The organism is Salinicola sp. JS01 (assembly GCF_030284585.1).
Classification (GTDB): domain Bacteria; phylum Pseudomonadota; class Gammaproteobacteria; order Pseudomonadales; family Halomonadaceae; genus Salinicola.
Map to the genome: position 1 here is coordinate 4,261,222 of NZ_CP127244.1, position 20,459 is coordinate 4,281,680.

A 20,459-nucleotide genomic window follows, 5' to 3' on the forward strand; every position below is an offset into this window, starting at 1 on the left:
CTCCTGGCGTCTCAGTCGCCGAGCGGCTGGCGATCGTCGCCGCCGCGATGGGCATCGAGGGTGATCTTGAGCCGCCGCAGCTTGTCGCGGGTCCGCGCCCGGTGGCGCAGTGCCAGGCCCAGCGCCAGCATGTCGACGGCGGCCATCATGGCGTAGCGTGATGACGACGGAAAATAGATGAAGTCGGTCTCCCGTGAGGCCAGCGGCAGCGCCAGGTCGGCGATGCCGGCCAGCGGCGAGCCGACCGCGGTGATCGCGACCACCCGCGCGCCGTACTCGCGGGCCAGCTCGGCGGCATCGTTGATCTCGGGGGTGTAGCCGCTGGCCGAGATCGCCACCACCACGTCTTCCGGCTCCAGGGTGGCAGCGACCATGCGCGGCAGCAGCGCCTGCGGATAGGCGCTGATCGCATAGCCCAGGCGCACCAGCCGGAACTGCAGCTCCTGGGCCATCACCGTGGAGCCCCCGCCGGCGCCGAAGACCAGGATCTGGCGCGCGCTATCCAGCATCGCCACCGCACCCTCGACGTCGGCCTGCTCCATCAGCGTGCGGTTGAGCGCCAGGGTCTGGGTGGCGCTGTCGTAGATCACGCCGAGGCCATCCTCCTCGTTCGCCTCCTGGATGAAGCGGCGCCCTGCGGCCAGAGCGCGAGTCAGGCGGGTCTTGAGGTCGCGTACGTTGCGGCACTCCACCGCCCGGGCGAAGCGTGTCACCGTGGCGTCGCTGACCCCGGCGCGGGTGGCGATTTCGCCGATGCTCGCCTCGGCGACGAAATCGATATCGTCGAAGATCAGCCCGGCGACCTTGCGCTCGGCAGCGCGCAGGCTGGGGAGACGGGCGGTGATCAACGACAGGATGTCGATCTGCTGGCTCAAGCGAAACTCCTCTGTAAAGGTAACGGCCTGGGTAACGCGAAGGGCCCGGCCAGCAGGCCGAGCCTGACATCGCCGATTGGCGTCGCTGTGTTAGTAATTAACATATTCTTCTGTTTCGTGTTAGTAAATAACTCGTTGGTCGACAATCCGGCGGCGCGAGGCTCTTCCTGCGGCATTCGCCGCTGGTTCTCTCCCGTGCCGTCATCTTTTTCTCTGGCAGCTTTCGCTCTGCCTCCGGAGGCCCGTCATGCACCACTCGCCCAGTAATGTTTCCGTGACCCGCAGTGTCCCCGTGATCGAGAAGGGCACGCCCTACGGCGCGTCGACGCCGGCCAAGCTGCTGCGCGACGTACCGCTGCCGGCGGCAGCCGTGCTGGCGCCGGCGCTGGCCCACAACATCGCCTGGATGCAGCGCTTCGCCGCCGACCACGGCGCCGAGCTGGCGCCCCACGGCAAGACCACCATGGCGCCTGAGCTGTTCAAGCGTCAGCTGGCGGCGGGGGCCTGGGGGATCACCCTGGCGACCGCGGTGCAGACGGCGGCGGCCCACGCCCACGGCATCGAGCGTGTGCTGATGGTCAACCAGCTGATCGGCGAGCCCAACATGGCGCTGGTGGCGGATGCCATCGCCGCGGGGCTGGATTACTACTGCGTGGTGGACGGGGTCGACAACGTGCGCGCGCTGGGTGCCTTCTTCGCCACCCGCGGGCTGCGTCTGCAGGTACTGGTGGAGTTGGGTGTCGCCGGCGGGCGCTGTGGCTGTCGCGACGCTGATCAGGTCGCGGCGGTGGTGGCGGCGATCGCCGCCGAGCCGGCGCTGGCGCTGGTGGGGGTCGAGGGCTACGAAGGACTGATCCACGGCGGCGACGAGGTCGCGGCAGTGCGCGCCTACGCCGCGCGGCTGGTGGAGACGGTGCGCAGCCTGCGCGAGAGCGGGGCGCTGGCGCGCGAGGCGCCGATCGTCACCGCTTCGGGCTCCAAGTGGTTCGACCTGATCGCCGAGGGCTTCGACCGCGCCGAGCTGCGCCAGCACTACACTCCGGTGCTGCGCCCCGGCTGCTACGTGGTCCACGACCACAAGCTCTATGCCGGCGCCATGGCCGAGATCAAGTCGCGCCACCCCGGGCTGGCGGGCGAGCTGCAGCCGGCGCTGGAAGTATTTGCCCAGGTGCAGTCGCTGCCCGAGCCGGGGCGCGCGATCGTCGCCCTGGGCAAGCGCGATATCGGTCACGAGCCGGATCTGCCCATTGCCCTGCGCCGTTATCCCCAGGGTCAGGCGACGCCGTGCGAGGTCGACGGCTGGCGCAGCGTGCACATCATGGATCAGCACCTGTTTCTCGAGCTGCCCGCCGGGGCCGAGGTCGCGGTGGGTGACGTGATCGCCTTCGGCACCTCGCACCCCTGTCTGACCTTCGACAAGTGGCGCCGCCTGCTGCTGGTGGATGCCGATCTGAATGTCGAGCAGACCCTGGAAACCTGCTTCTGATGCCATGCCGACATGCCGCATCACGAAATTGGAAATCCTTTCCATAAATATTGACGCCGGCATCCCGCTCGCTTAACTTGGCATCCGGTGAGCGATGCGGGTGCCCCCTGCCCGACGTCGACGCCTCTCTACTTGCGGCCATCGCCCGCGGCGGTGGTGGCCCACCCGAGCGCTCTTCCGTCGGGTAAGAGACCTTATTCACAGACGGAAGCTTGGCGAGCCATTGGCTCGCCATTTTTTTGCCCCAATCCCACGGCCGGCTTGCCGCGCCGTTCACGCCCGCCTTGTACGAGAACGGTTTACGCGCGTTGGTTTTTCGTACACACCCTGGTTTCTGCCGCACCTTCTAAAGCACTAGTGGTCTATATCCCCCGTTTTCGCCCGACCGCGCCGCGGCGGGGCGCGCTTCCTGTCGCCCGGCCGGATGCGGAACGGCAGTAGCGTTAATGGCAGGTAGATAAGGAGGTGTACGTGATTCATCAAGGAAGAGCGAAGATGCTGATGCGGGCCCGGCAGTGGCTGCTGGGCGCCGGGCTGCTGGCGCTGGCCGGCGGTGCCCAGGCCCAGCTCGAGGATTTCGAGGCGCTGGACAATCCGGCCGAGGCCGAGAAGCCGTTCGAAGGGCAGGCCGAACTGGGCTATCACAAGATCAGCGGCAACAGCCACAGCGAGAGCCTGCTGGCCGGCGCCGACATGACCTGGTTCGATGCGCCCTGGTCCTACAACTTGAAGCTGGGGGCCAAGAGCGCCAGCGACGATGACGAGACCTCCGCCGAGGAGTATTTCGTCCAGGGTCGCACGCGCTACAACCTCTCTCGCGCCAACTATCTGTTCGGGCTGGCGCGCTGGGACAAGGACCGTTTCTCCGGCTATGACTCGCAGAGCACGCTGATCGGTGGCTACGGCCGCCAACTCCTGGAGGGGCCGCCGCATTCGCTCTCGGTCGAGGTCGGCCCCGGGGTGCGTCACGACGAATACACCGGCGACGGCAGTGACGATCTGGCGCTGTTCTACGCCGGACTGGACTACGGCTGGCAGTTCTCCGAGAACTCGCGCTTCACGCAGACGCTGGCCACCGAGTCGTCGCGCGAGAACATCATCGGGCGCTCCGAGACGGCGCTGGTCGTGGCGATGAACGAAGACCTGGCGCTCAAGCTCTCCTACGAGGCCGACTTCAACGACAACCCGCCGCCGGGAGCCTCCAGCCAGACCGACACCACCACCGGGGTGTCGCTGGTCTACCACATGTGATCAAGAGCACCCTTCACAGCCGCCAGGCGACGTGGGCTCATCCTGCGCCCATCGTCAGAGGGTTCGGATGTCAGTTCTGTACCGACATCACCGCTCCGCCATCGACGCGCAGATTGCTGCCGTTGACGAAGGAGGCGTGGGGGGAGAGCAGCATGGCGATGATGTAGGCGACTTCGTCCGCCTCGCCGCGGCGCTTGGCGACGATGCCCGGGCGCTCCTCGTCGAGAAAGCTCTCCACCGCTTCGTCGAACGAGCAGTTCAGCGCTTTGGCGCGCTGGTGCATCATGCCGTCGGTCATCGGCGAGGCGATGAACGCCGGTGCCACGGTGTTGCACAGCACCCCGTGCGCCGCCTCGCGGTAGGAGAGATTCTTGATGAAGGCGCTCAGCGCCGCCTTGGCGGTGTTGTAGACCGCCTCCTCCCAGTAGGGCTGTACGGTGTTTTCCGAGGTGAGACAGATGAAGCGCCCCCAGCCCTGTTCGCGCATCGCCGGGATGGTCGCGCGTGCCAGACGCACCGCGGAGAAAAAGTCGATCTGCCACGCCTCTTCGTAATCGGCGTCCGGTAGCGTCAGCGGGTCGCCCTTGGCGCCGGTGATGCCGGCGGCGTGGACCACCATGTCGATATGGCCGAAGCGTTCGCGGCCGCGGGCGACGAGGGCATCGACCTGGGCCTGATCGGTGACATCGGCGGTGACGCAGAGCGTCGCGCCGTCGAGATCGGCCGCCGCCGCCTCGAGCGCCTCGGCGTCGATGTCGCTGAGGACGAGATTGACGCCCTCGGCGGCGAGCCGCCGCGCGGTCGCCAGACCGATGCCGCCCTGGGCGCCGGTCACCAGTGCGGTCTTGCCGCTGATGGCGAGATCCATGCGTTTGCCTCCTTGCAGACGATGAACTTACACGGAATGAGCTTGCAGAAGATGGCGCCGCCGCCGCAGGGGCGATGACACCCGAGCCTTGAGCATGGTCACGATTGGCGCGCGGCGCCAACTCGGTTTTGTCAGCCCTGGCTGGCTGCGGCATAGTGGGCGCTTCTCGCCATCATCACCGGACACCCCCGCACCTCGATGCCGCCAGGCGTCGTCCGCAGGCGGCGCCGTCGTCGCGCCATGACGGGGGATCTCGCAGGGAACGCCATGACAATCCGAATTCTCTCCCGGGCGCTCGGCGCCGGGGTGCTGCTCGCGCCGCTGGGTGCGCTGGCCCAGACGGGCAGTGCCGCGCCCGAGGCCCAGCCGGTCATCGAGGTGACCGCGCCACGCTTGGCGCGGGAGCTCTACGCCACGCCGGCGGCCGTCTCCGTGGTCGACCGCCAAGCGATCCAGCAGGGCCAGCAGCGGGTCAGGCTGGACGAGTCGCTCGACCTCGTTCCTGGCCTCTATCTGCAGAACCGCAACAACTTCGCCCAGGGGCAGCGCATCGCCATCCGCGGTTTCGGCGCGCGGGCGCCGTTCGGTGTACGCGGTATCACCGTGATGGTCGACGGTATCCCCTATACGCTGCCCGACGGTCAGGCCCAGCTCGACGCCATCGATCTCGACAGCGCCGAACGCATCGAGGTGATCCGCGGGCCGGCCGCGGTGCAGTACGGCAATGCCGCCGGCGGGGTGATCAGCGTGACCACGGCGGACGGGCGCGACGATCCGGGTAGCCACATTCGTATGGAGGGGGGCAGCCACGGCTATCGCAAGTACGCGGTGAGCAACGGCGGGGTCAATGGCCCCTGGTCGCACCATGTCAGCCTCTCCGCCCTCGACTATTCGGGCTACCGCGACCACAGCGCCACCGAGAAGTATCTGCTCAATGCCAAGCTGCGCCGCGAGCTGGGCAGCGACCGTGCGCTCACCGCCATCGTCAATCTGCTCGACAACCCGCGTTCCGAAGACCCCAGCGGACTGACCCGGGCACAGGTGCATGCCGACCGCGATCAGGCCGGGGCCTTCACCGAGAAGTACGACACCGGCCAGAACGTCGATCAGCAGGTATTCGGCCTGCAGTACGAGGATCTCTCGGCGGGGCCCGGGGCGCTCTATCTCAAGGGCTTCTATCTGCGCCGCGACTTCGAGCAGCAACTGCCCTATCCCGGCGACAGCCTGATCGACTATCAGCGTGACTACTATGGTGGTAGCGCCGAGTATCACCAGACCGTGCACCTGGCGCAGATGCCGCTGCGCTATGTCGCCGGGGTCGATGTCGCGCATCAGCGCGACGATCGTGGACGTAAGAGCGTCGCCTTCAGCGGCGAGGTCACCGGCACGGCGGCCGACGAGACCCAGACGGCGACCTCGCTGGGGGCCTTCGTGCAGGGCGATCTCGACCTCGACGAGCGCTGGACGCTCTCCCTCGGCGGTCGCTACGACCGGGTCAAAATGAAGATCGACGACGCCTATATCGACCCCGCCAACGAGGACGGCGATGACAGCGGCGAGCGGACCTTCGATCAATGGAGTACCAGCGCGGGTATCAGCTACCGTTACCGCGCCAACCATCAGCTCTATGCCAATACCGCCACCGCCTACGAGACGCCGACCTTCTCCGAGTTCGCCAATCCCAGCGGCGCTGGCGGCTTCAACGGCGATATCGAGCCGCAGAAGGCGTGGAGCCGCGAGCTGGGCGCGCGCGGCAGCTTCACCAATGGCGTCGACTACGACGTCGCGCTGTTCTCGGTGCGGGTGCGTGACGAGCTGGTGCCCTACGAGGGCGAATCCGGGCGTACCTTCTACCAGAACGCCGGTGACAGCGAGCGCGATGGCCTCGAGGTCGCGCTCGGCTGGCAGTTCACCCCCGGCTGGCGCCTCGACAGCGCCCTGACGCTGGCGCGCTACCACTTCGATCACTTCTCCGATACCCAGGGTCGCTACGATGGCAAGCGCATCCCCGGCCTGCCGCAGCAGACCTGGGTCAACCGCCTGAGCTGGGAGGGGGTAGGCCAGCGTTTCGCCAGCGTCGAGACCCAGTACGTGGGCGATATGGTGGCGGACAACGCCGGCGAGGTGAGCGTCGGCGACTACTGGCTGGTCAATCTGCGCGGTGGCGACGGCTGGCATCTGGGTGGCGATACCTGGCTCAAGACCTATGTCGGCGTGCGTAATCTGTTCGCGGTGGAGCACTATGCCAACGTGCGCATCAACGCCAGCAACGCGCGCTACTTCGAGCCAGCGCCAGGGCGAACGGTCTATGCTGGTATCGGCATCGATTTTTAGGGTGTCACGACACGGGCGCCGTAAAGGCATCGCGTTCGGCGATCCATTCAGCGCTTTTCGAGCGCCATCATAACGACACCGGGCCGTCCACAGGGTGCCCGGCGGGATCACGAGGAACTCATCATGCGTCATCTGCTCTCTTTTGCTCTAGCCGCACTGCTGCTGTCGCTGCTCGCCGGCTGTACCGTCAACACCTACGCCGATGGCCAGCGCGAGGTTCAGCCCGGCGTCCCTCAGGATGGCCCCACCGCCAATCCGGCGGATGCCACCCGCGGCCAGCAGGGCAGCGGCGAGCTGCCCTGAACGCCTGCCGTTCATCCCACCTGGGAGCGCGAGTGTTTGCGCTGCATATCACGGGGATGAAGTAAAGTTCGAGATCGAGCCGCCGATAGACGTTCTACGTACTGCCACCCCCTTTAGGTGGGCGGTGCGCGGGCATGATCGGCGGCTGGCCGCGACGTCCGCGCACTGCCGCCGAGCGAGAGCGCCGAGATGTGCCCGACCCCTTCGCACCGCTGGACCCTGAGCGCACCGCTGGCGGCCCTGGCGTTGATGCTGCTGGCGTGGGCGGCCCCCGCCGTCAGCGCCCAGCTGCAGATCACCGACGCCGCTACCGGCGCGCCGCTGAGTGAGGCGGTGATCGAGGTCTACGCGCCGTCCACAGCGGGTGCGACCCGCGCCGCCTCCGATGGCTACCAGATCGTTCAGCGCCATGCCACGTTCATTCCGCACGTGCTGCTGGTGCCGGTGGGTGCCGAGGTCAGCTTTCCCAATCGCGATACCACTCGCCATCAGGTCTACTCCTTCTCGCCGGCGCACCCGTTCAGCCTCGATCTCTACCTGCAGGAAACGCCGCCGCCGGTGCGCTTCGATCGCGCCGGGGTGGTCGTGCTCGGCTGTAATATCCATGACGCCATGGAGGCCTTCATCGTGGTCAGCGAGGCACCTTACCGCGCACTCACCGCTGACGATGGCCGCGCCGCGTTCGCGCTGCCGCCAGGGCGGCACCGGCTGCGCGTGTGGCACCCACGCCTGGAAGACACGCATCTCGTGTGGTGGGAAGGCGAGATCGGCGCCGATGAGACGCGCCAAGTGGCGCTCGAACTCGCGGCGAGCCTGCCCTCGGTGCCCGAGCCCTCGGCTCTGCAGCAGCGCTTTCGGCACGCGCTCGAACAGACGCAGGCCCGCTGAGTGTCGTTCCGCCGACGTCTGTTGCTGATCATGCTGGCGGTGATGGTCGTGGCCCAGCTGGTCGCCGCCATCGCCACCCTGGGCACCATCCATCGCGATGTCATGCACAAGGGCGGGCGCGAGCTGGAGGTGGGGCTCGGGGTGATGCGCCAGCTGCTCGACGAGCGCGGCAAACAGTTGCGCGACAGTGTCGGCATCCTGACCTCGGACTTCGGCTTCAAGAGCGCGATCGCCTCTCAGGATGTGGGCACGCTGGCCAGCGTTCTGGCCAACCATGGCCAGCGGGTGGGCGCCGATATGGTGCTGCTGGCGGCGCCGGACGGCACCATCGTGGCCAGTAGCCATCACGCCCCCGGTACGCCGATGCCGTTCCCGCGACTATGGCGACAGGTACGTCAGGCCGGCGAGGCGACCGGTGTGGTGCTGCAGGGCCAGCGCCCCTATCAGTTCGTCATGCTCCCGGTGCGCGCGCCCAACCTGATCGGCTGGGTCGGCATGGGGTTTTTGCTCGATACGCCGCTGGCCGAGGAGATAAGCCGCTTGACCCGGCTGCAGGTCAGTTTTTTGGTGAGTGGCGCGCACCGGGCCTCGGGCGTGCCGGGCGATACGGCGGGCGATATGAAGGGCTATGTCGCCGGCGCGCTGGCCCAGATGCCGCCCGCGGCGGTGAGCGCGCTGCGCGCGGATCTGGCGCGCGGCGAGTATCTGCACCACAGTGGCGTCGACGCCAGGCTGGACGCGCTGCTGCTCGCCTCGCCGCTGATGACCTCCGAGATCCCCGCGGATGCAGATCGGGGCCAGGTCTATGCCGTGGTGGAGCACTCGCGTGCGGATCTGCTGGCGGTATTCCAGGCCCTCGGTTGGCGGCTAGCGGCGATCTTTGCGGTGACGCTGGCGCTGACAGCGCTGGTCGCCGCCTTCAGTGCGCGCAGCATGTCACGGCCACTGATCCGCCTGGCCCAGGTGGCCCAGAAGATCGGGCGCGGCGAGGAGGTCACCGAGGTGCCGGCCGACAGAGGCGGCGAGATCGGCCTGCTCGGGCGCACTCTGGTAGCGATGCAGCGCGATATCGAGAGCCGCGAGCGCCAGCAGCGCGAGCAGGTGCGGCGTGATCAACTCACCGGGCTGGCCAATCGCCACTCGGTACAGCAGGACATCGCCGAGGCGGTCGCGGTGGGGGAGCCGTTCACGCTGCTGCGGCTGTCGATCTGCGGCTTTCGCCATATCAATGACACCTTCGGCTACGCCGTCGGCGATCAGGCCCTGCGCCAGCTGGCAAAACGTCTCGCTGACTGCCCGGCGCCGGTGTGTCACGCCTACCGCCTGGGCGGCGATGAGTTCCTGCTGCTGGTCGACTCGGCGGCCATCGAGTCGCGCTGGCTGGCGTCGCTGCGCGAGGAGCTGGCGCGGCCGATCGAACTCGACCACTCGCCGCTGCGCCTGCAGCTCGTCTACGGCGAGGTCAACTTCCCCGCACACGGGCGCAGCGCACCGCTGCTGCTGCGGCGGGCCGAGGTCGCCATGGCCATGGCCAAGCAGCAACGGCTCGGCTATCTGCGCTACGTGGAAGGGCAGGACGAGAAGCGTCTGCGCGAAATGACGCTGGTGCGTGATCTGCAACTGGCGGCCGAGCGGGGGCAGTTGAGCATGGTCTACCAACCCAAGATCGCCGCCGCCGATGGCGCGCTGGTCGAGCTCGAGGCGCTGATGCGCTGGCAGCATCCGGAGTTCGGTTTCATCCCGCCGGACGAGTTCATCACCCTGGCCGAGAGTGCCGGGATCATCTCCCAGCTGACCGGCTGGATGTTGGACACGGTGTGCCGGCAACTGGCCGCCTGGGAGGCCGAGGCGGGGTTGTGCCTGGCGGTGGCGGTGAATCTTTCGGCCCAGGACGTGATCGACCCGGCGCTGCCGCAGCGGCTCGATCAGGCGCTGGCCGCGTATGGTCTGGACCCGTCCCGGCTGGGGCTGGAGGTGACCGAGAGCGCTATCATCTCCGACCCGGAGGTGTCGCGCCGGGTGCTGGCCGAGCTGTCGCAGCGCGGCGCCAGCACCGCGATCGATGACTTCGGCACCGGCTACTCCTCGCTGGGCCAGCTCAAGCGTCTGGCGGTACGCCAGCTCAAGATCGACAAATCCTTCATTCTCAAGCTCGATCAGCACTCCGACGACCGCATCATCGTGCACTCGACCATCGAGCTCGGCCACAACCTGGGGCTCGAGGTGGTCGCCGAGGGCGTCGAGACCGACGCCGCCCGGGCGCTGCTGGTCGAGCTGGGTTGCGACTATCTGCAGGGCTACGGCATCTCACGTCCGCTGCCCGCGGCCGCCGTGGCAGATTGGATCGCCGCTTATCCGCCCGGCGTGCGCCGGCCTCTGCGCCCGCTCGAGCCTTCGACACCATGACCTTACGAGGAGACACCTGATGGCGAGACGCCTACGCCGCTGGCTGCGGCGCCTGTCGGTGGGTGCCACGGCGCTGGCCGCGGCTGCCACGCTGGCGACGCCGGCACAGGCGGGGAGCCGTCTGCTGGGCACCGGTGGCGTGACCCAGATCGAGGGTGCCGCCGGTGGGGGGCTCTCGCCCTGGGGCGTGCTCGCCGGCACCGCCAGCGATACCGAGGTGGCGATGAGCGTGGCCGCCAGCGAGGCGTGGCTGGACGACTACGGCCTGCGCGTGCGCGGGATCGGGCTCAACTGGCATGACCGGGTGGAACTCTCCTACGCCCGCCAGCGGCTGGCGCTCGACACCCTGGGCGGCGTGCTCGAGCAGGAGATCTACGGCGCCAAGCTGCGCCTGTTCGGTGATCCGCTCTACCACCCCTGGGGCAGCTGGAGCATTGGCGTGCAGCACAAGCGGCTCGATCAGGGGCAGGCGCTGGCGCGCGCCGTGGGCGCCGAGGCGACCCAGGGTAACGATCTCTATCTGGCCGGCAGCAAGCTGTTCTTCGACGCCGTGGCCGGGCGCAACCTGCTGGCCAACCTGACGCTGCGCTCGACCCGCGCCAACCAGGGCGGGCTGCTCGGCTTCGGCGGCGATCGCGACAGCGGGCGCTCGCTGGTGGCCGAAGGCTCGCTGGGGCTGTTCCTGACCCCGGCCTGGGTGGTCGGGGTGGAGTATCGGCAGAAGCCCGACAACCTCGGCTTTGCCGAGGAGCAGGCGTGGCAGGATGTCTTCACCGCGCTGTTCTTGACCCGCCACCTCTCGCTGACCGGTGCCTGGCTCGATCTCGGCGATATCGCCGGGCTCGACAACCAGCGCGGCGGCTATCTCTCGCTGCAACTCGCGCTTTGACGGGGAGCCTGTGATGTATCCCATTCACTCACGTGGGCGCTGGGCCGCGGCGCTGCTGGCGCTGCTCCTGAGCGGCTGTGCTGCCTCGCCGCCAAAGCCCGCGCCGACCCTCTATCAAAAGCTCGGCGGCGAGCAGGGCATTCACGCCATCGTCGAAGACTTCACCTATCGTCTCGCCGATGATCCCGAGCTGGTGGCGTTCTTCGCCAACACCAACATCGACTACTTCGTCGGCTCGCTGCAGGACTACCTGTGCGTGATCAGCGATGGCCCCTGTGTCTACCGTGGCGCGCCGATGGACAAGGCGCACCAGCACATGGGCATCCATGAGGCCGACTTCAATCGTCTGGTCGATGCGCTCCAGGCGACGCTGCTCGACCAGCCGATCTCCGCTTCTGCACGCAACCAGTTGCTCAAACGCCTGGCGGCGCAGCACGCTGCGGTCATGCGCTATCAGTGACCCCTGATGGTGAGAGATGGTCAGACGGTGAGAGGTGGTCAGACAGTGATCCGTCGGCCAGATACGCCGAGGCCCGCGCCGGGTAGCGCGGGCCTCGGATCTGAAGAGGTGGGCTTAGCCTGCGCTCCTCCTCAGAAGGTCTGGCAACAAGTGCCGCGCCTCGGGCGCGATGACCGGGATCAGGCGCGATAGTCGGTCTCGGAGTAGAGCACGCGTAGGCGCACGGTGTGGTTGACCTGCTTGAGCGCATCGAGTGCCTGCGGGCCGTAGGCCTTGTCGACGTCGATCACCACGTAGCCGACCTTGTCGTTGGTCTGCAGGAACTGGCCGGCGATGTTGATGCCGTTCTCCGACAGCACGCGGTTGATCTCCGAGAGCACCCCGGGCACGTTCTCGTGGATGTGCAGCAGGCGATGCTTGTCCGGGTGCGAGGGCAGTGCCACCTCGGGGAAGTTGACCGAGGTGATGGTGGTGCCGTTGTCGGAGTAGGTGACCAGCTTCTCGGCCACTTCGATGCCGATGTTCTCCTGGGCTTCCAGCGTCGAGCCGCCGATGTGCGGGGTCAGGATCACGTTCTCCAGACCGCGCAGCGGCGAGACGAACTCCTCGTCGCTGCCCTTGGGCTCGACCGGGAAGACGTCGATCGCCGCGCCCAGCAGCTTGCCGCTCTGGAGCGCTTGTGCCAGCGGCTCGATCTCGACCACCGAGCCGCGCGAGGCATTGATCAGGATGCCGCCCTGCTTCATCAGCGCGATCTGTTCGGCGCCGATCATCCAGCGGGTGGCGGGCAGGTCGGGCACGTGCAGGCTGACCACGTCGGCGCGTGCCAGCAGCTCTTCGAGGCTACCCACCTGGCGGGCGTTGCCCAGCGCCAGCTTGGTGACCACGTCGTAGTAGATCACGTCGAGGCCGAGGGACTCGGCGAGCACCGAGAGCTGTGCGCCGATGCTGCCGTAGCCGACGATACCCAGGGTCTTGCCGCGCGCCTCGTGGGAGTTCTTGGCCGACTTGAGCCAGCCGCCCTGATGGGCGCGGGCGTTCTTCTCGGGGATGCCGCGCAGCAGCATGATGGTCTCGGCCAGCACCAGCTCGGCCACCGAGCGGGTATTGGAGAAGGGCGCGTTGAATACCGGGATCGCGCGTGCCAGGGCGGCGTCGAGGTCGACCTGGTTGGTGCCGATGCAGAAGCAGCCTACCGCGGTGAGCTTCTCGGCGGCGGCGAAGACCCGCTCGGTGAGCTGCGTGCGCGAGCGGATGCCGATGAAGTGGACGTCACGGATCTTGTCGATCAGCTCTTCTTCACTGAGTGACGTGGAGAGCGTTTCGATGTTGGTGTAGCCCGCGTTGAGCAGCGAATCCACGGCGGACTGATGAATGCCCTCGAGCAGCAGAAACTTGATCTTGCTCTTGTCCAGAGACGTCTTGGCCATTGGGGGATCAACCTTTCTTCATCGGCTTGTCGCGAGCGCGTCGCGGTGATGGGAAATCCGTCGGCGAAAGCGGACGTCGCGCGAGCTCACACAGTGTCGGGAGGCCGCCGCCAGCGGGCGCATAGCGTAACACAGACGTCGCGGGTGAGGATGAAAATGACGCACGCAGACATGAATGCCGTGCAATCGTGGGCGCGTCGTGGCAGGCACCCGGAACTGGGCCGAATCGATGCCGACAATGCGCAAACCGCGCGACGATTTCACCCCGAGGGCAGACGACCCCCGGGGGCGGCGGTGTATACTCGAAGACCGTTTTCGCTTGGTGCCGGTGGCTTGGCCGCCGCGCCCTCGACCCGGCTCCCGCCCGCGCCCGCGCGAGGCACTGGGAGCGACGCTATGAGTGCACCATGTCTGACAAGATGGCCGAACAGGACGTTCCCCAGGACTTCGCCACCACGCTGACCCAACTGGAGCGGCTGGTGGCGCAGCTCGAATCCGGCGAACTGACGCTGGAAGCCTCACTGGCCGCCTTCGAGCGCGGCATCCGTCTGACCCGCGACGCCCAGAGCCGCCTCGATGGCGCCGAACTCAAGGTGCAGGCGCTGCTCGAACAGGCCGACGGCACGCTGCAGTCGGTACCGTTCGAGACTGCTGGAGAGCCGCCGCATGAGCCCTGAGCACGTGCACGAGCAGACCTTGCCGGAAGCCGCCGTTGCCGCCGCGCGGGCGCGCAGCGAGCAGGTGCTGGCGGCCTGGCTGGAGCGCTCGCCGGGGGTGTCGGCGGCACTCGACGAGGCGCTGCGCTACAGCGTGCTCGGCAGCGGCAAGCGGCTGCGCCCGGTGCTGGTCTATCTCGCCGGCCAGGCGCTGGGGGCGCAGAGCGAGGCGCTCGACCCCGCCGCCGCCGCGCTGGAGATGATCCACGCCTACTCGCTGGTCCACGACGATCTGCCGGCGATGGACGACGACGACCTGCGCCGCGGCAGGCCCACGGTGCATCGCGCCTTCGACGAGCCGCTGGCGATTCTCGCCGGCGACGCCCTGCAGTCGCTGGCCTTCGAGGTGCTCGCCTCGCGCGAGCACCCGCGCCTCGCCGCGCTCGTCACGACCCTGGCCCAGGCCGCCGGCCGTGACGGCATGGCGGCGGGGCAGGCGATCGATCTCGCCGCGGTGGGCACACCGCTCGACCTCGCCGCGCTGCAGGCGATGCACCAGCACAAGACCGGCGCGCTGATCCGCGCCGGCGTGCGTCTGGGGGCGCTGGTGGCGGTGGCCGAGAGCGACCCGCGGGTGGCGGCGCTCGACCGCTACGCCGCGGCCATCGGCCTGGCGTTTCAGATCCACGACGACGTGCTCGACGTCACCGGCGATACCCAGACCCTGGGCAAGACTTCGGGCGCCGATGCGCACCGCGACAAGCCGACCTATCCTGCGCTGCTGGGGCTTGAGCGTGCCCAGGCGCGGGCCCGCGAGCTCCTCGACGAAGCCCTCGCGGCGCTGGCGCCGCTGGGTGACGCGGGCGCGCCGCTGGCGTGGCTGGCCCGTTTCATGATCGATCGCGATCACTGACCGGTAACGACCTATTCTATGAAGCTGTTCGACGAGATCCCCACGCAGCGCCCGCTGACGCCGCTGCTCGACACGCTCGATGCGCCGGCCGGGCTGCGCCGGATGACGCTGGCGCAGCTGCGCCAGGTCGCCGACGAGCTGCGCGCCTACCTGCTCTACAGCGTCGGTGTCAGCGGCGGCCATTTCGGCGCCGGGCTCGGCGTGGTCGAACTCACGGTGGCGCTGCACCGCGCGCTGCAGACCCCCCACGACCGCCTGGTGTGGGATGTCGGCCACCAGGCCTATCCGCACAAGATCCTCACCGGGCGCCGCGACGCGCTCACCGGGATTCGTCAGTACGGCGGCCTGGCGGCCTTTCCGCGGCGCGAGGAGTCACCTTACGACACCTTCGGCGTGGGCCACTCGAGCACCTCGATCTCGGCCGCGCTGGGCATGGCCCTGAGTGCGCGTGCCAAGGGCGAGAAGCGCCGCGCCTGCGCGGTGATCGGCGACGGCGCGCTGACCGCCGGGATGGCCTTCGAGGCGCTGGCGCACGCCGGCCACGTCAAGGCCAACCTTCTGGTGGTGCTCAACGACAACGAGATGTCGATCTCCGAGAACGTCGGCGGCATGGCCAGCTACCTGACCCGCATTCTCACCAGCAAGCCGTATGCGGCGGTGCGCGAGAACGGCAAGCGGGTACTCTCGCACCTGCCCGGGGCGCTGGAGCTGGCGCGGCGCACCGAGGAACACGTCAAGGGCATGATCAGCCCGGCCACGCTGTTCGAGGAGATGGGCTTTCACTACATCGGCCCCATTGACGGCCACGACCTGGCGGCGCTCAACCAGGCGCTGGAGGCGCTGCGTGATCAGGAGGGGCCGCAGTTTCTTCACGTGCGCACGCGCAAGGGGCGCGGCTTCCGGCCCGCCGAGGCCGACCCGATCGGTTTTCATGCCATCACCAAGCTCGAGCGCAAGCCGTCGGCGCCGCCGCGGGTCGACGCCGAGCGCCCGCCCGCCGCGGCAGCCTCGACGTCCAAGCCCGACGATGCATCGCGCCCGCAGCCGCGCAGCGAAGAGATGTTGCGCCCGAAGCCGCGCAGCGAAGAGATGTTGCGCCCGAAGCCGCGCAAATATTGCAACGTCTTCGGCGACTGGCTGTGCGACATGGCGGCGGTGGACACGCGCCTGATCGGTATCACGCCGGCGATGCGCGAAGGCTCCGACCTGATCCGTTTCTCGCAGACCTATCCCGAGCGCTACTACGACGTGGCGATCGCCGAGCAGCACGCGGTGACCCTGGCCGCCGGCATGGCCTGCGAGGCGATGAAGCCGGTGGTGGCGATCTACTCGACCTTCCTGCAGCGCGGCTATGATCAGCTGGTGCACGACGTCGCGGTGCAGCACCTGGATGTCACCTTCGCCATCGACCGTGCCGGGCTAGTGGGCGAAGACGGCCCGACCCACCACGGCGCGCTGGATCTCTCCTTCCTGCGCTGTGTGCCCGGTCTGGTGGTTCTGGCGCCGGCGGACGAGGCCGAGTGTCGCGCCATGCTCACCACCGCCTATCACCACTCCGGCCCGGCGGCAGTGCGCTACCCCCGGGGTACCGGCCCCGGCAGTGAGCTGCCCCAGGACCTCGAGGCGCAGGTGCCGATCGGCCGCGCGCAGACCCGGCGCGAGGGCGAGCGTGTGGCGCTGCTCGCCTTCGGCAGCCTGAACACGCCAGCGGCCGAGGTCGCCGAGCGGCTCGGGGCGACACACCTCAACATGCGCTCGGTCAAGCCGCTGGATCGCGACGCCATCGTCGCCGCGGCGCAGACCCACGAGCTGCTGGTCACCCTGGAAGAGAACGTGGTCGCCGGCGGCGCCGGCAGCGGGGTCAACGAGCTGCTGGCGGCGGAGGGGCTGACGCCGGCGGTGCTCAATCTGGGCATCCCCGATGCCTTCATCGAGCACGGCAAGCCCGCCGAACTGCTGCGCGACTGCGGCCTGGATGCCGCCGGGATCGAGGCGGCGATCCGCGCTCGCCTGAACCTCAACGACAACTGATGGGACTTCCATGTCTATTGCCATTCTGATCGGCGCCTTCATCGGCTACCTCGCCGGCAAGCTGCCGGGCCTTCTGATCGGGGCCGGTATCGGCTGGTGGATCAGCCGCAAGCTGCGCCAGTCCGTGGTGGGGCGGGTGGTGGGCATCCAGCACCAGTTTCTCGAATCCACCTTTGCGGTGATGGGCTGTATCTGCAAGGCCGACGGCCATATCACCCGCGACGAGATTCGCACCGCGGAGATGCTGTTCGATCGCCTGCACCTCAATGGCGAAATGCGCGAGCGGGCCAAGGCGGCGTTCAACCGGGGCAAGAGCCCCGAGTTCGATCTCGACGCCGAGGTCGCCACCATCCGCCGGGTCACCGGCGGCCAGCGCGCGCTGCTGCAGGTCTTTTTGCAGGTGCAGCTGGCGGCGATCGCCGCCGACGGCCAGATGCACGAAGCCGAGCACACCATGCTGCTGCGGGTGGCCCGCGGTCTGGGCTTCTCGGAGGCCGAGATCCAGCAGATCGAGGCGATGCTGCGCGGCGGCCCGCACCAGGCCGGTGGCAGCCAGGCGAGCAGCGGCCAGAGCCTGGAGGACGCCTACCGGGTGCTGGGCATTTCTGAGGAGGCCAGCGATGCCGAGGTCAAGCGCGCCTATCGCAAGCTGATGAGCGAGAACCACCCGGACAAGCTGGCCGGCAAGGGGCTGCCGGAGAGCATGCGCGAGATGGCCAAGGAGCGCACCGCCGAGATCAGCAACGCCTACGAAGTGATCCGCAAGCAGCGCGAGAGTCGCGCCTGACACCGCCCGCCGCGGCCGGCATCGACGCCGTGCCCCGGCTTGGATAGGATCGAACCGGATCTGCGCTCACAGGACGTCCTGCATGCCAGGGAAAGCCGGTTTCTATCGCACCACCGCCAGACTGCTCGGCGCCATCGACCGGCGCGGCCTGGTCCTGCGTTACCGCTACGGCGATCGTCGCCTGCTCGAGGAGTGCGTGCTGCCGGCGCTCGACGCCGACCCGGCGGTGGCAGACGTGCTGCTGGTCGGCTGCGCCTGGTACACCCGTCACTACCCCGCGCTACTGCCCTCGGCCGAGGTGATCACCATGGAGATCGACCCGGCCAAGGCGGTCTTCGGCGGCGCTCGCCATATCGTCGCTGACATGGCTCATCTGGAAGCGCATCTCGCCCCCGCCTCGCTGGATGCGGTGATCTGCAACGGCGTGCTGGGCTGGGGGCTCGACGACCCGGCGGCGATCGAAGCCGCCTTCATCGGTGCCAGCCGATGCCTGCGCCCGGGTGGGCTGTTCCTGCTCGGCTGGAACGACATCGCCCCGCGCAACGCCTGCCCGCCGGGTACCATCGCCGCGCTCGACGGCTTGGAAGCCATCGATATTCCCGGCCTGCGCGCCCACTCGGTGGTGGCCCAGGCGCGCAACCGCCACTGCTATCAGGCCTGGCGCAAACCGCTGGCGGCGTGAGCGGCGCCGTTCAGCCCGCGCGCACGCCGCGCCAGAAGACCTGCCATATGCTCTCGAAGCGCCGCGCCAGCGCGGCCTTGTCGTACATGAAGGTCTCCGATAGCAGCCCATCCACCAGGCAGTAGAAGGCGGCTATGAAGGCCGCCTCGTCCAGCGTCGGGTCGAGGGCGGCATCCGCCTGGCCGGCGTGGAAGATCTCGCCCAGACGCTGGTCGAGACGCTGCTCGGCACGGGCGCTGATGTCGCGCGCCTCGCGGCTGAGCTCCTGGGGGGAAAGAGCAGAAAGCGCTTGTAGAACACCCCCTGGTGCTCACGGTAGGAGATGGTGCAGCAGCACTCCACCAGATGGCGCAGGCGCTGCTCGAAGGGCGCCTGGCGCTGGCTGGCCAGGCTCTCCGTCACCAGCGCCAGGAGGGTGTTCTCGGCGTCGTCGGCGAGTTCGAGAAAGAGTGCGGCCTTGCTCTCGAAGTGGTTGTAGATCGAGGGCTTCTTGATTCCCGCATCGGTGGCGATCTGGGCCAGGCTGACGCCCTCGTAGCCGTGGCGGGCGAAGCGCGTCAGGGCGATCTGCTTGAGATGGCTGCGGGTGTCCAAGCGGCACTCCTGGGCGAGGGGGCGAGGAAAAGCGAGAGCTTGCCAGAGTTGATGGGTATCAATAAACTAACGACCGTTAGTTAGTAAGGCTATAGCGACGACGGCGACAGCGACAAAGACTGTATCGCCGATCCACGGTTAGAACCCGTTTCCAAACCCATCTGACGATGGGCGCCGGGGGCAGGGCTAAGCGAGGGTCCTTTGCCAGGGATGGCAAAGGTAGCGCCCAGGGAGGGGTTCACAGCGCCCTCGCGACGCCCTGCCGCCGGATAAGCCCACGTCGTATAGCGGTTGTGAAAGGTGTTCTTGGTCCGGTCACCCGACCGAGACGAGCAGGGAAGAGCCAGCATGAGCCGAACACATCGAACTCGACGTTTCCGTCTGCGCGCCCGCTGGGGGCTTCTGCCGCTGGCCGGGCTCGCCGAGGTGGGCTGGGCCAGCGGGCTCAAGCACGCCGACAGCCGCCTCGAGTGGGGGCTCACGGTCGGCCTGGCGGTGGCCAGTCTGTGGCTGGCCTCCCGCGCCGTGCGCTATCTCCCCACCAGCACCGTCTACACGGTGTTCGTCGGCATGGGCGCGGCGGGTACCGTGATCGCCGACTGGCTGCTGTTCGGGGTGGCGTTCCAGTGGCCGGTGCTGGGCTTTCTGGTGTTGCTGATGGTGGGCGTGATCGGGCTGCAGCAGGTGAGCGCATGACGCTCGATATCACCACCTGGCACTGGCTGGCGCTGCTCGCCTCCGGCGCTTGCGAGATCGTCGGCGTGAGCGGCTTCGCACGCCTGCATCGCGGCCAGCGTGCCAGCGGTGTGGCGCTGCTCGTGATGGGTTTCGGCTGCTCGCTGGGGCTGCTATCCATCGCCATGCGCTCGATCGATATGGGCGTGGCCTACGCCATTTTCACCGGTATCGGCACCCTCGGCAGCACGCTTCTGGGCATGTGGCTGTGGGGAGAGTCGCGCCGGCCGCTGCGGCTCGCCTTCGTCGGCCTGATCGTGGTCGCGGTGATCGGGTTGAAGCTGGCGAGCTAGGGGCGGGGCGGTTCGCGCGGCGCCATTCTGGCGCCTAGCCTGAGGGTTCTTGTCTTCAGCGGAGCCTGCCCTTGTCCCCGATTGCCCATACCCTCATCGTCGGCTTTCTGAGTTTCGTCGCGCTGGTCGTGATCATCCGGCTTTCCGGCAAGCGCACGCTGTCGAAGTGGAACGCCTTCGACTTCGTGATCACCATCGCCCTGGGCTCGACCCTCTCCACGGCGCTGATCACGCCGACGGTGTCGCTGGCGCAGAGCGTTGTGGCGTTCGTGCTGATCGTCGCGCTGCAGTTCGTGATCACCTTCACCTCGGTGCGCTCGAAGCGGGTCGAGGATCTGGTCAAGTCGCGCCCGACCCTGCTGCTCTACGACGGCACCCTGCGCCACGCGGCGATGGCCCGTGAGCGGGTGGTGGCGGTGGAGATCCTGGCCGCGCTGCGCGAGCGCGGCATCGCCGACATCGAGAGCGTGCACGCCGTGGTGCTGGAGACCGACGGCACTTTCAGCGTGATCCCCGACGCCGGGAGCAGCGATTCGGCGCTGGCCGGCGTCGAGGGTGTGCCGTCGCGCTGAGCCTCG

20 protein-coding genes are annotated in these 20,459 nt (G+C 68.1%); 16 read left to right on the forward strand and 4 right to left on the reverse strand.

Translation table 11 applies throughout. From position 1 onward, the window contains the following. Positions 1–11 precede the first annotated feature (11 nt). The gene (locus tag QO259_RS19425) at positions 12–875 is read right to left on the reverse strand and encodes a MurR/RpiR family transcriptional regulator (RefSeq protein ID WP_207036394.1); all 864 of its coding nucleotides are present in this window, start codon (positions 873–875) and stop codon (positions 12–14) included. 247 nt (positions 876–1,122) lie between these two features. Here QO259_RS19425 and QO259_RS19430 point away from each other — a divergent pair, with 247 nt between their 5' ends. Both QO259_RS19430 and QO259_RS19435 read left to right on the forward strand, forming a co-directional pair. Then, a complete protein-coding gene (locus QO259_RS19430; protein WP_285951257.1) occupies positions 1,123–2,361 on the forward strand; it encodes an amino acid deaminase in 1,239 nt (412 codons plus the stop codon). Between the two features lie 495 nt (positions 2,362–2,856). Further along, positions 2,857–3,612, forward strand: a complete 756-nt coding sequence (locus QO259_RS19435) for a DUF481 domain-containing protein (protein ID WP_051896472.1) — start codon at positions 2,857–2,859, stop codon at positions 3,610–3,612. A gap of 70 nt (positions 3,613–3,682) precedes the next feature. Here the strand turns inward: QO259_RS19435 and QO259_RS19440 are convergent, their stop codons facing one another. Then, positions 3,683–4,480: an SDR family NAD(P)-dependent oxidoreductase gene (locus tag QO259_RS19440; protein WP_285951258.1), complete on the reverse strand. Its 798-nt coding sequence runs from the start codon at positions 4,478–4,480 to the stop codon at positions 3,683–3,685. Between the two features lie 267 nt (positions 4,481–4,747). Here QO259_RS19440 and QO259_RS19445 point away from each other — a divergent pair, with 267 nt between their 5' ends. From QO259_RS19445 to QO259_RS19470, 6 genes are all read left to right on the forward strand, one after another. Beyond that, the gene (locus tag QO259_RS19445; RefSeq protein ID WP_285951259.1) at positions 4,748–6,814 is read left to right on the forward strand and encodes a TonB-dependent receptor family protein; all 2,067 of its coding nucleotides are present in this window, start codon (positions 4,748–4,750) and stop codon (positions 6,812–6,814) included. A gap of 123 nt (positions 6,815–6,937) precedes the next feature. Then, entirely contained in the window at positions 6,938–7,117 is a 180-nt protein-coding gene (locus tag QO259_RS19450) for a hypothetical protein (RefSeq protein WP_207036377.1), read from the forward strand. Positions 7,118–7,306: 189 nt separating this feature from the next. Continuing rightward, positions 7,307–8,005 (forward strand): cupredoxin domain-containing protein, encoded by a 699-nt coding sequence (locus tag QO259_RS19455; protein WP_207036375.1) that lies wholly within the window; start codon positions 7,307–7,309, stop codon positions 8,003–8,005. Continuing rightward, on the forward strand, positions 8,006–10,411 hold the full coding sequence (locus QO259_RS19460) for a bifunctional diguanylate cyclase/phosphodiesterase (RefSeq protein ID WP_285951260.1): 2,406 nt from the start codon (positions 8,006–8,008) through the stop codon (positions 10,409–10,411). Positions 10,412–10,430: 19 nt separating this feature from the next. Further along, a complete protein-coding gene (locus tag QO259_RS19465; protein WP_285951261.1) occupies positions 10,431–11,300 on the forward strand; it encodes a DUF3034 family protein in 870 nt (289 codons plus the stop codon). Positions 11,301–11,313: 13 nt separating this feature from the next. Then, entirely contained in the window at positions 11,314–11,760 is a 447-nt protein-coding gene (locus QO259_RS19470; protein WP_285951262.1) for a group I truncated hemoglobin, read from the forward strand. Positions 11,761–11,939: 179 nt separating this feature from the next. Here the strand turns inward: QO259_RS19470 and serA are convergent, their stop codons facing one another. Beyond that, entirely contained in the window at positions 11,940–13,190 is a 1,251-nt protein-coding gene (serA, locus tag QO259_RS19475; protein ID WP_207036369.1) for a phosphoglycerate dehydrogenase, read from the reverse strand. A gap of 407 nt (positions 13,191–13,597) precedes the next feature. On the opposite strand from serA, the gene QO259_RS19480 reads away from it, so the two are divergent. The 5 genes from QO259_RS19480 (at position 13,598) to QO259_RS19500 (ending at position 18,259) form a co-directional block, all read left to right on the forward strand. Continuing rightward, positions 13,598–13,867, forward strand: a complete 270-nt coding sequence (locus QO259_RS19480; RefSeq protein ID WP_207036368.1) for an exodeoxyribonuclease VII small subunit — start codon at positions 13,598–13,600, stop codon at positions 13,865–13,867. Continuing rightward, positions 13,857–14,759 (forward strand): polyprenyl synthetase family protein, encoded by a 903-nt coding sequence (locus QO259_RS19485; RefSeq protein ID WP_285951263.1) that lies wholly within the window; start codon positions 13,857–13,859, stop codon positions 14,757–14,759. The genes QO259_RS19480 and QO259_RS19485 overlap by 11 nt, the downstream gene beginning before the upstream one ends. Before the next feature lie 18 nt (positions 14,760–14,777). Beyond that, on the forward strand, positions 14,778–16,790 hold the full coding sequence (locus QO259_RS19490) for a 1-deoxy-D-xylulose-5-phosphate synthase (RefSeq protein WP_285951264.1): 2,013 nt from the start codon (positions 14,778–14,780) through the stop codon (positions 16,788–16,790). Positions 16,791–16,800: 10 nt separating this feature from the next. After that, positions 16,801–17,577: a co-chaperone DjlA gene (gene djlA / locus QO259_RS19495; RefSeq protein WP_035476322.1), complete on the forward strand. Its 777-nt coding sequence runs from the start codon at positions 16,801–16,803 to the stop codon at positions 17,575–17,577. A gap of 82 nt (positions 17,578–17,659) precedes the next feature. After that, complete coding sequence (locus QO259_RS19500; RefSeq protein WP_285951265.1) at positions 17,660–18,259, forward strand: class I SAM-dependent methyltransferase; 600 nt, start codon at positions 17,660–17,662, stop codon at positions 18,257–18,259. A gap of 132 nt (positions 18,260–18,391) precedes the next feature. On the opposite strand, the gene QO259_RS19505 is transcribed toward QO259_RS19500, so the two are convergent. Further along, positions 18,392–18,853, reverse strand: a complete 462-nt coding sequence (locus QO259_RS19505) for a TetR/AcrR family transcriptional regulator (protein WP_285951266.1) — start codon at positions 18,851–18,853, stop codon at positions 18,392–18,394. A gap of 348 nt (positions 18,854–19,201) precedes the next feature. Between QO259_RS19505 and QO259_RS19510 the strand changes: the two genes are divergently transcribed. The 3 genes from QO259_RS19510 to QO259_RS19520 all read left to right on the forward strand — a co-directional run bounded on the left by QO259_RS19510 (position 19,202) and on the right by QO259_RS19520 (position 20,453). Beyond that, positions 19,202–19,549, forward strand: a complete 348-nt coding sequence (locus tag QO259_RS19510; protein WP_207036364.1) for a DMT family transporter — start codon at positions 19,202–19,204, stop codon at positions 19,547–19,549. Further along, positions 19,546–19,881 carry a DMT family transporter gene (locus QO259_RS19515; RefSeq protein WP_285951267.1) on the forward strand — a complete coding sequence of 112 codons (336 nt, stop codon included), beginning with the start codon at positions 19,546–19,548 and terminating at the stop codon, positions 19,879–19,881. Before QO259_RS19510 ends, QO259_RS19515 begins: the two co-directional genes overlap by 4 nt. 71 nt (positions 19,882–19,952) lie before the next feature. Continuing rightward, positions 19,953–20,453: a DUF421 domain-containing protein gene (locus QO259_RS19520; protein WP_207036349.1), complete on the forward strand. Its 501-nt coding sequence runs from the start codon at positions 19,953–19,955 to the stop codon at positions 20,451–20,453. Positions 20,454–20,459: the final 6 nt, after the last annotated feature.

What these genes read in the sequence shown, in the direction of transcription:
- QO259_RS19430 (WP_285951257.1), top strand. Translation starts at nt 1,123, where the DNA reads ATGCACCACTCGCCCAGTAATGTTTCCGTGACCCGCAGTGTCCCCGTG.
- QO259_RS19435 (WP_051896472.1), top strand. Translation starts at nt 2,857, where the DNA reads ATGCTGATGCGGGCCCGGCAGTGGCTGCTGGGCGCCGGGCTGCTGGCG.
- QO259_RS19440 (WP_285951258.1), bottom strand. Translation starts at nt 4,480, where the DNA reads ATGGATCTCGCCATCAGCGGCAAGACCGCACTGGTGACCGGCGCCCAG.
- QO259_RS19445 (WP_285951259.1), top strand. Translation starts at nt 4,748, where the DNA reads ATGACAATCCGAATTCTCTCCCGGGCGCTCGGCGCCGGGGTGCTGCTC.
- QO259_RS19450 (WP_207036377.1), top strand. Translation starts at nt 6,938, where the DNA reads ATGCGTCATCTGCTCTCTTTTGCTCTAGCCGCACTGCTGCTGTCGCTG.
- QO259_RS19455 (WP_207036375.1), top strand. Translation starts at nt 7,307, where the DNA reads ATGTGCCCGACCCCTTCGCACCGCTGGACCCTGAGCGCACCGCTGGCG.
- QO259_RS19465 (WP_285951261.1), top strand. Translation starts at nt 10,431, where the DNA reads ATGGCGAGACGCCTACGCCGCTGGCTGCGGCGCCTGTCGGTGGGTGCC.
- QO259_RS19470 (WP_285951262.1), top strand. Translation starts at nt 11,314, where the DNA reads ATGTATCCCATTCACTCACGTGGGCGCTGGGCCGCGGCGCTGCTGGCG.
- serA (WP_207036369.1), bottom strand. Translation starts at nt 13,190, where the DNA reads ATGGCCAAGACGTCTCTGGACAAGAGCAAGATCAAGTTTCTGCTGCTC.
- QO259_RS19480 (WP_207036368.1), top strand. Translation starts at nt 13,598, where the DNA reads ATGTCTGACAAGATGGCCGAACAGGACGTTCCCCAGGACTTCGCCACC.
- QO259_RS19485 (WP_285951263.1), top strand. Translation starts at nt 13,857, where the DNA reads ATGAGCCCTGAGCACGTGCACGAGCAGACCTTGCCGGAAGCCGCCGTT.
- QO259_RS19490 (WP_285951264.1), top strand. Translation starts at nt 14,778, where the DNA reads ATGAAGCTGTTCGACGAGATCCCCACGCAGCGCCCGCTGACGCCGCTG.
- djlA (WP_035476322.1), top strand. Translation starts at nt 16,801, where the DNA reads ATGTCTATTGCCATTCTGATCGGCGCCTTCATCGGCTACCTCGCCGGC.
- QO259_RS19500 (WP_285951265.1), top strand. Translation starts at nt 17,660, where the DNA reads ATGCCAGGGAAAGCCGGTTTCTATCGCACCACCGCCAGACTGCTCGGC.
- QO259_RS19510 (WP_207036364.1), top strand. Translation starts at nt 19,202, where the DNA reads ATGAGCCGAACACATCGAACTCGACGTTTCCGTCTGCGCGCCCGCTGG.
- QO259_RS19515 (WP_285951267.1), top strand. Translation starts at nt 19,546, where the DNA reads ATGACGCTCGATATCACCACCTGGCACTGGCTGGCGCTGCTCGCCTCC.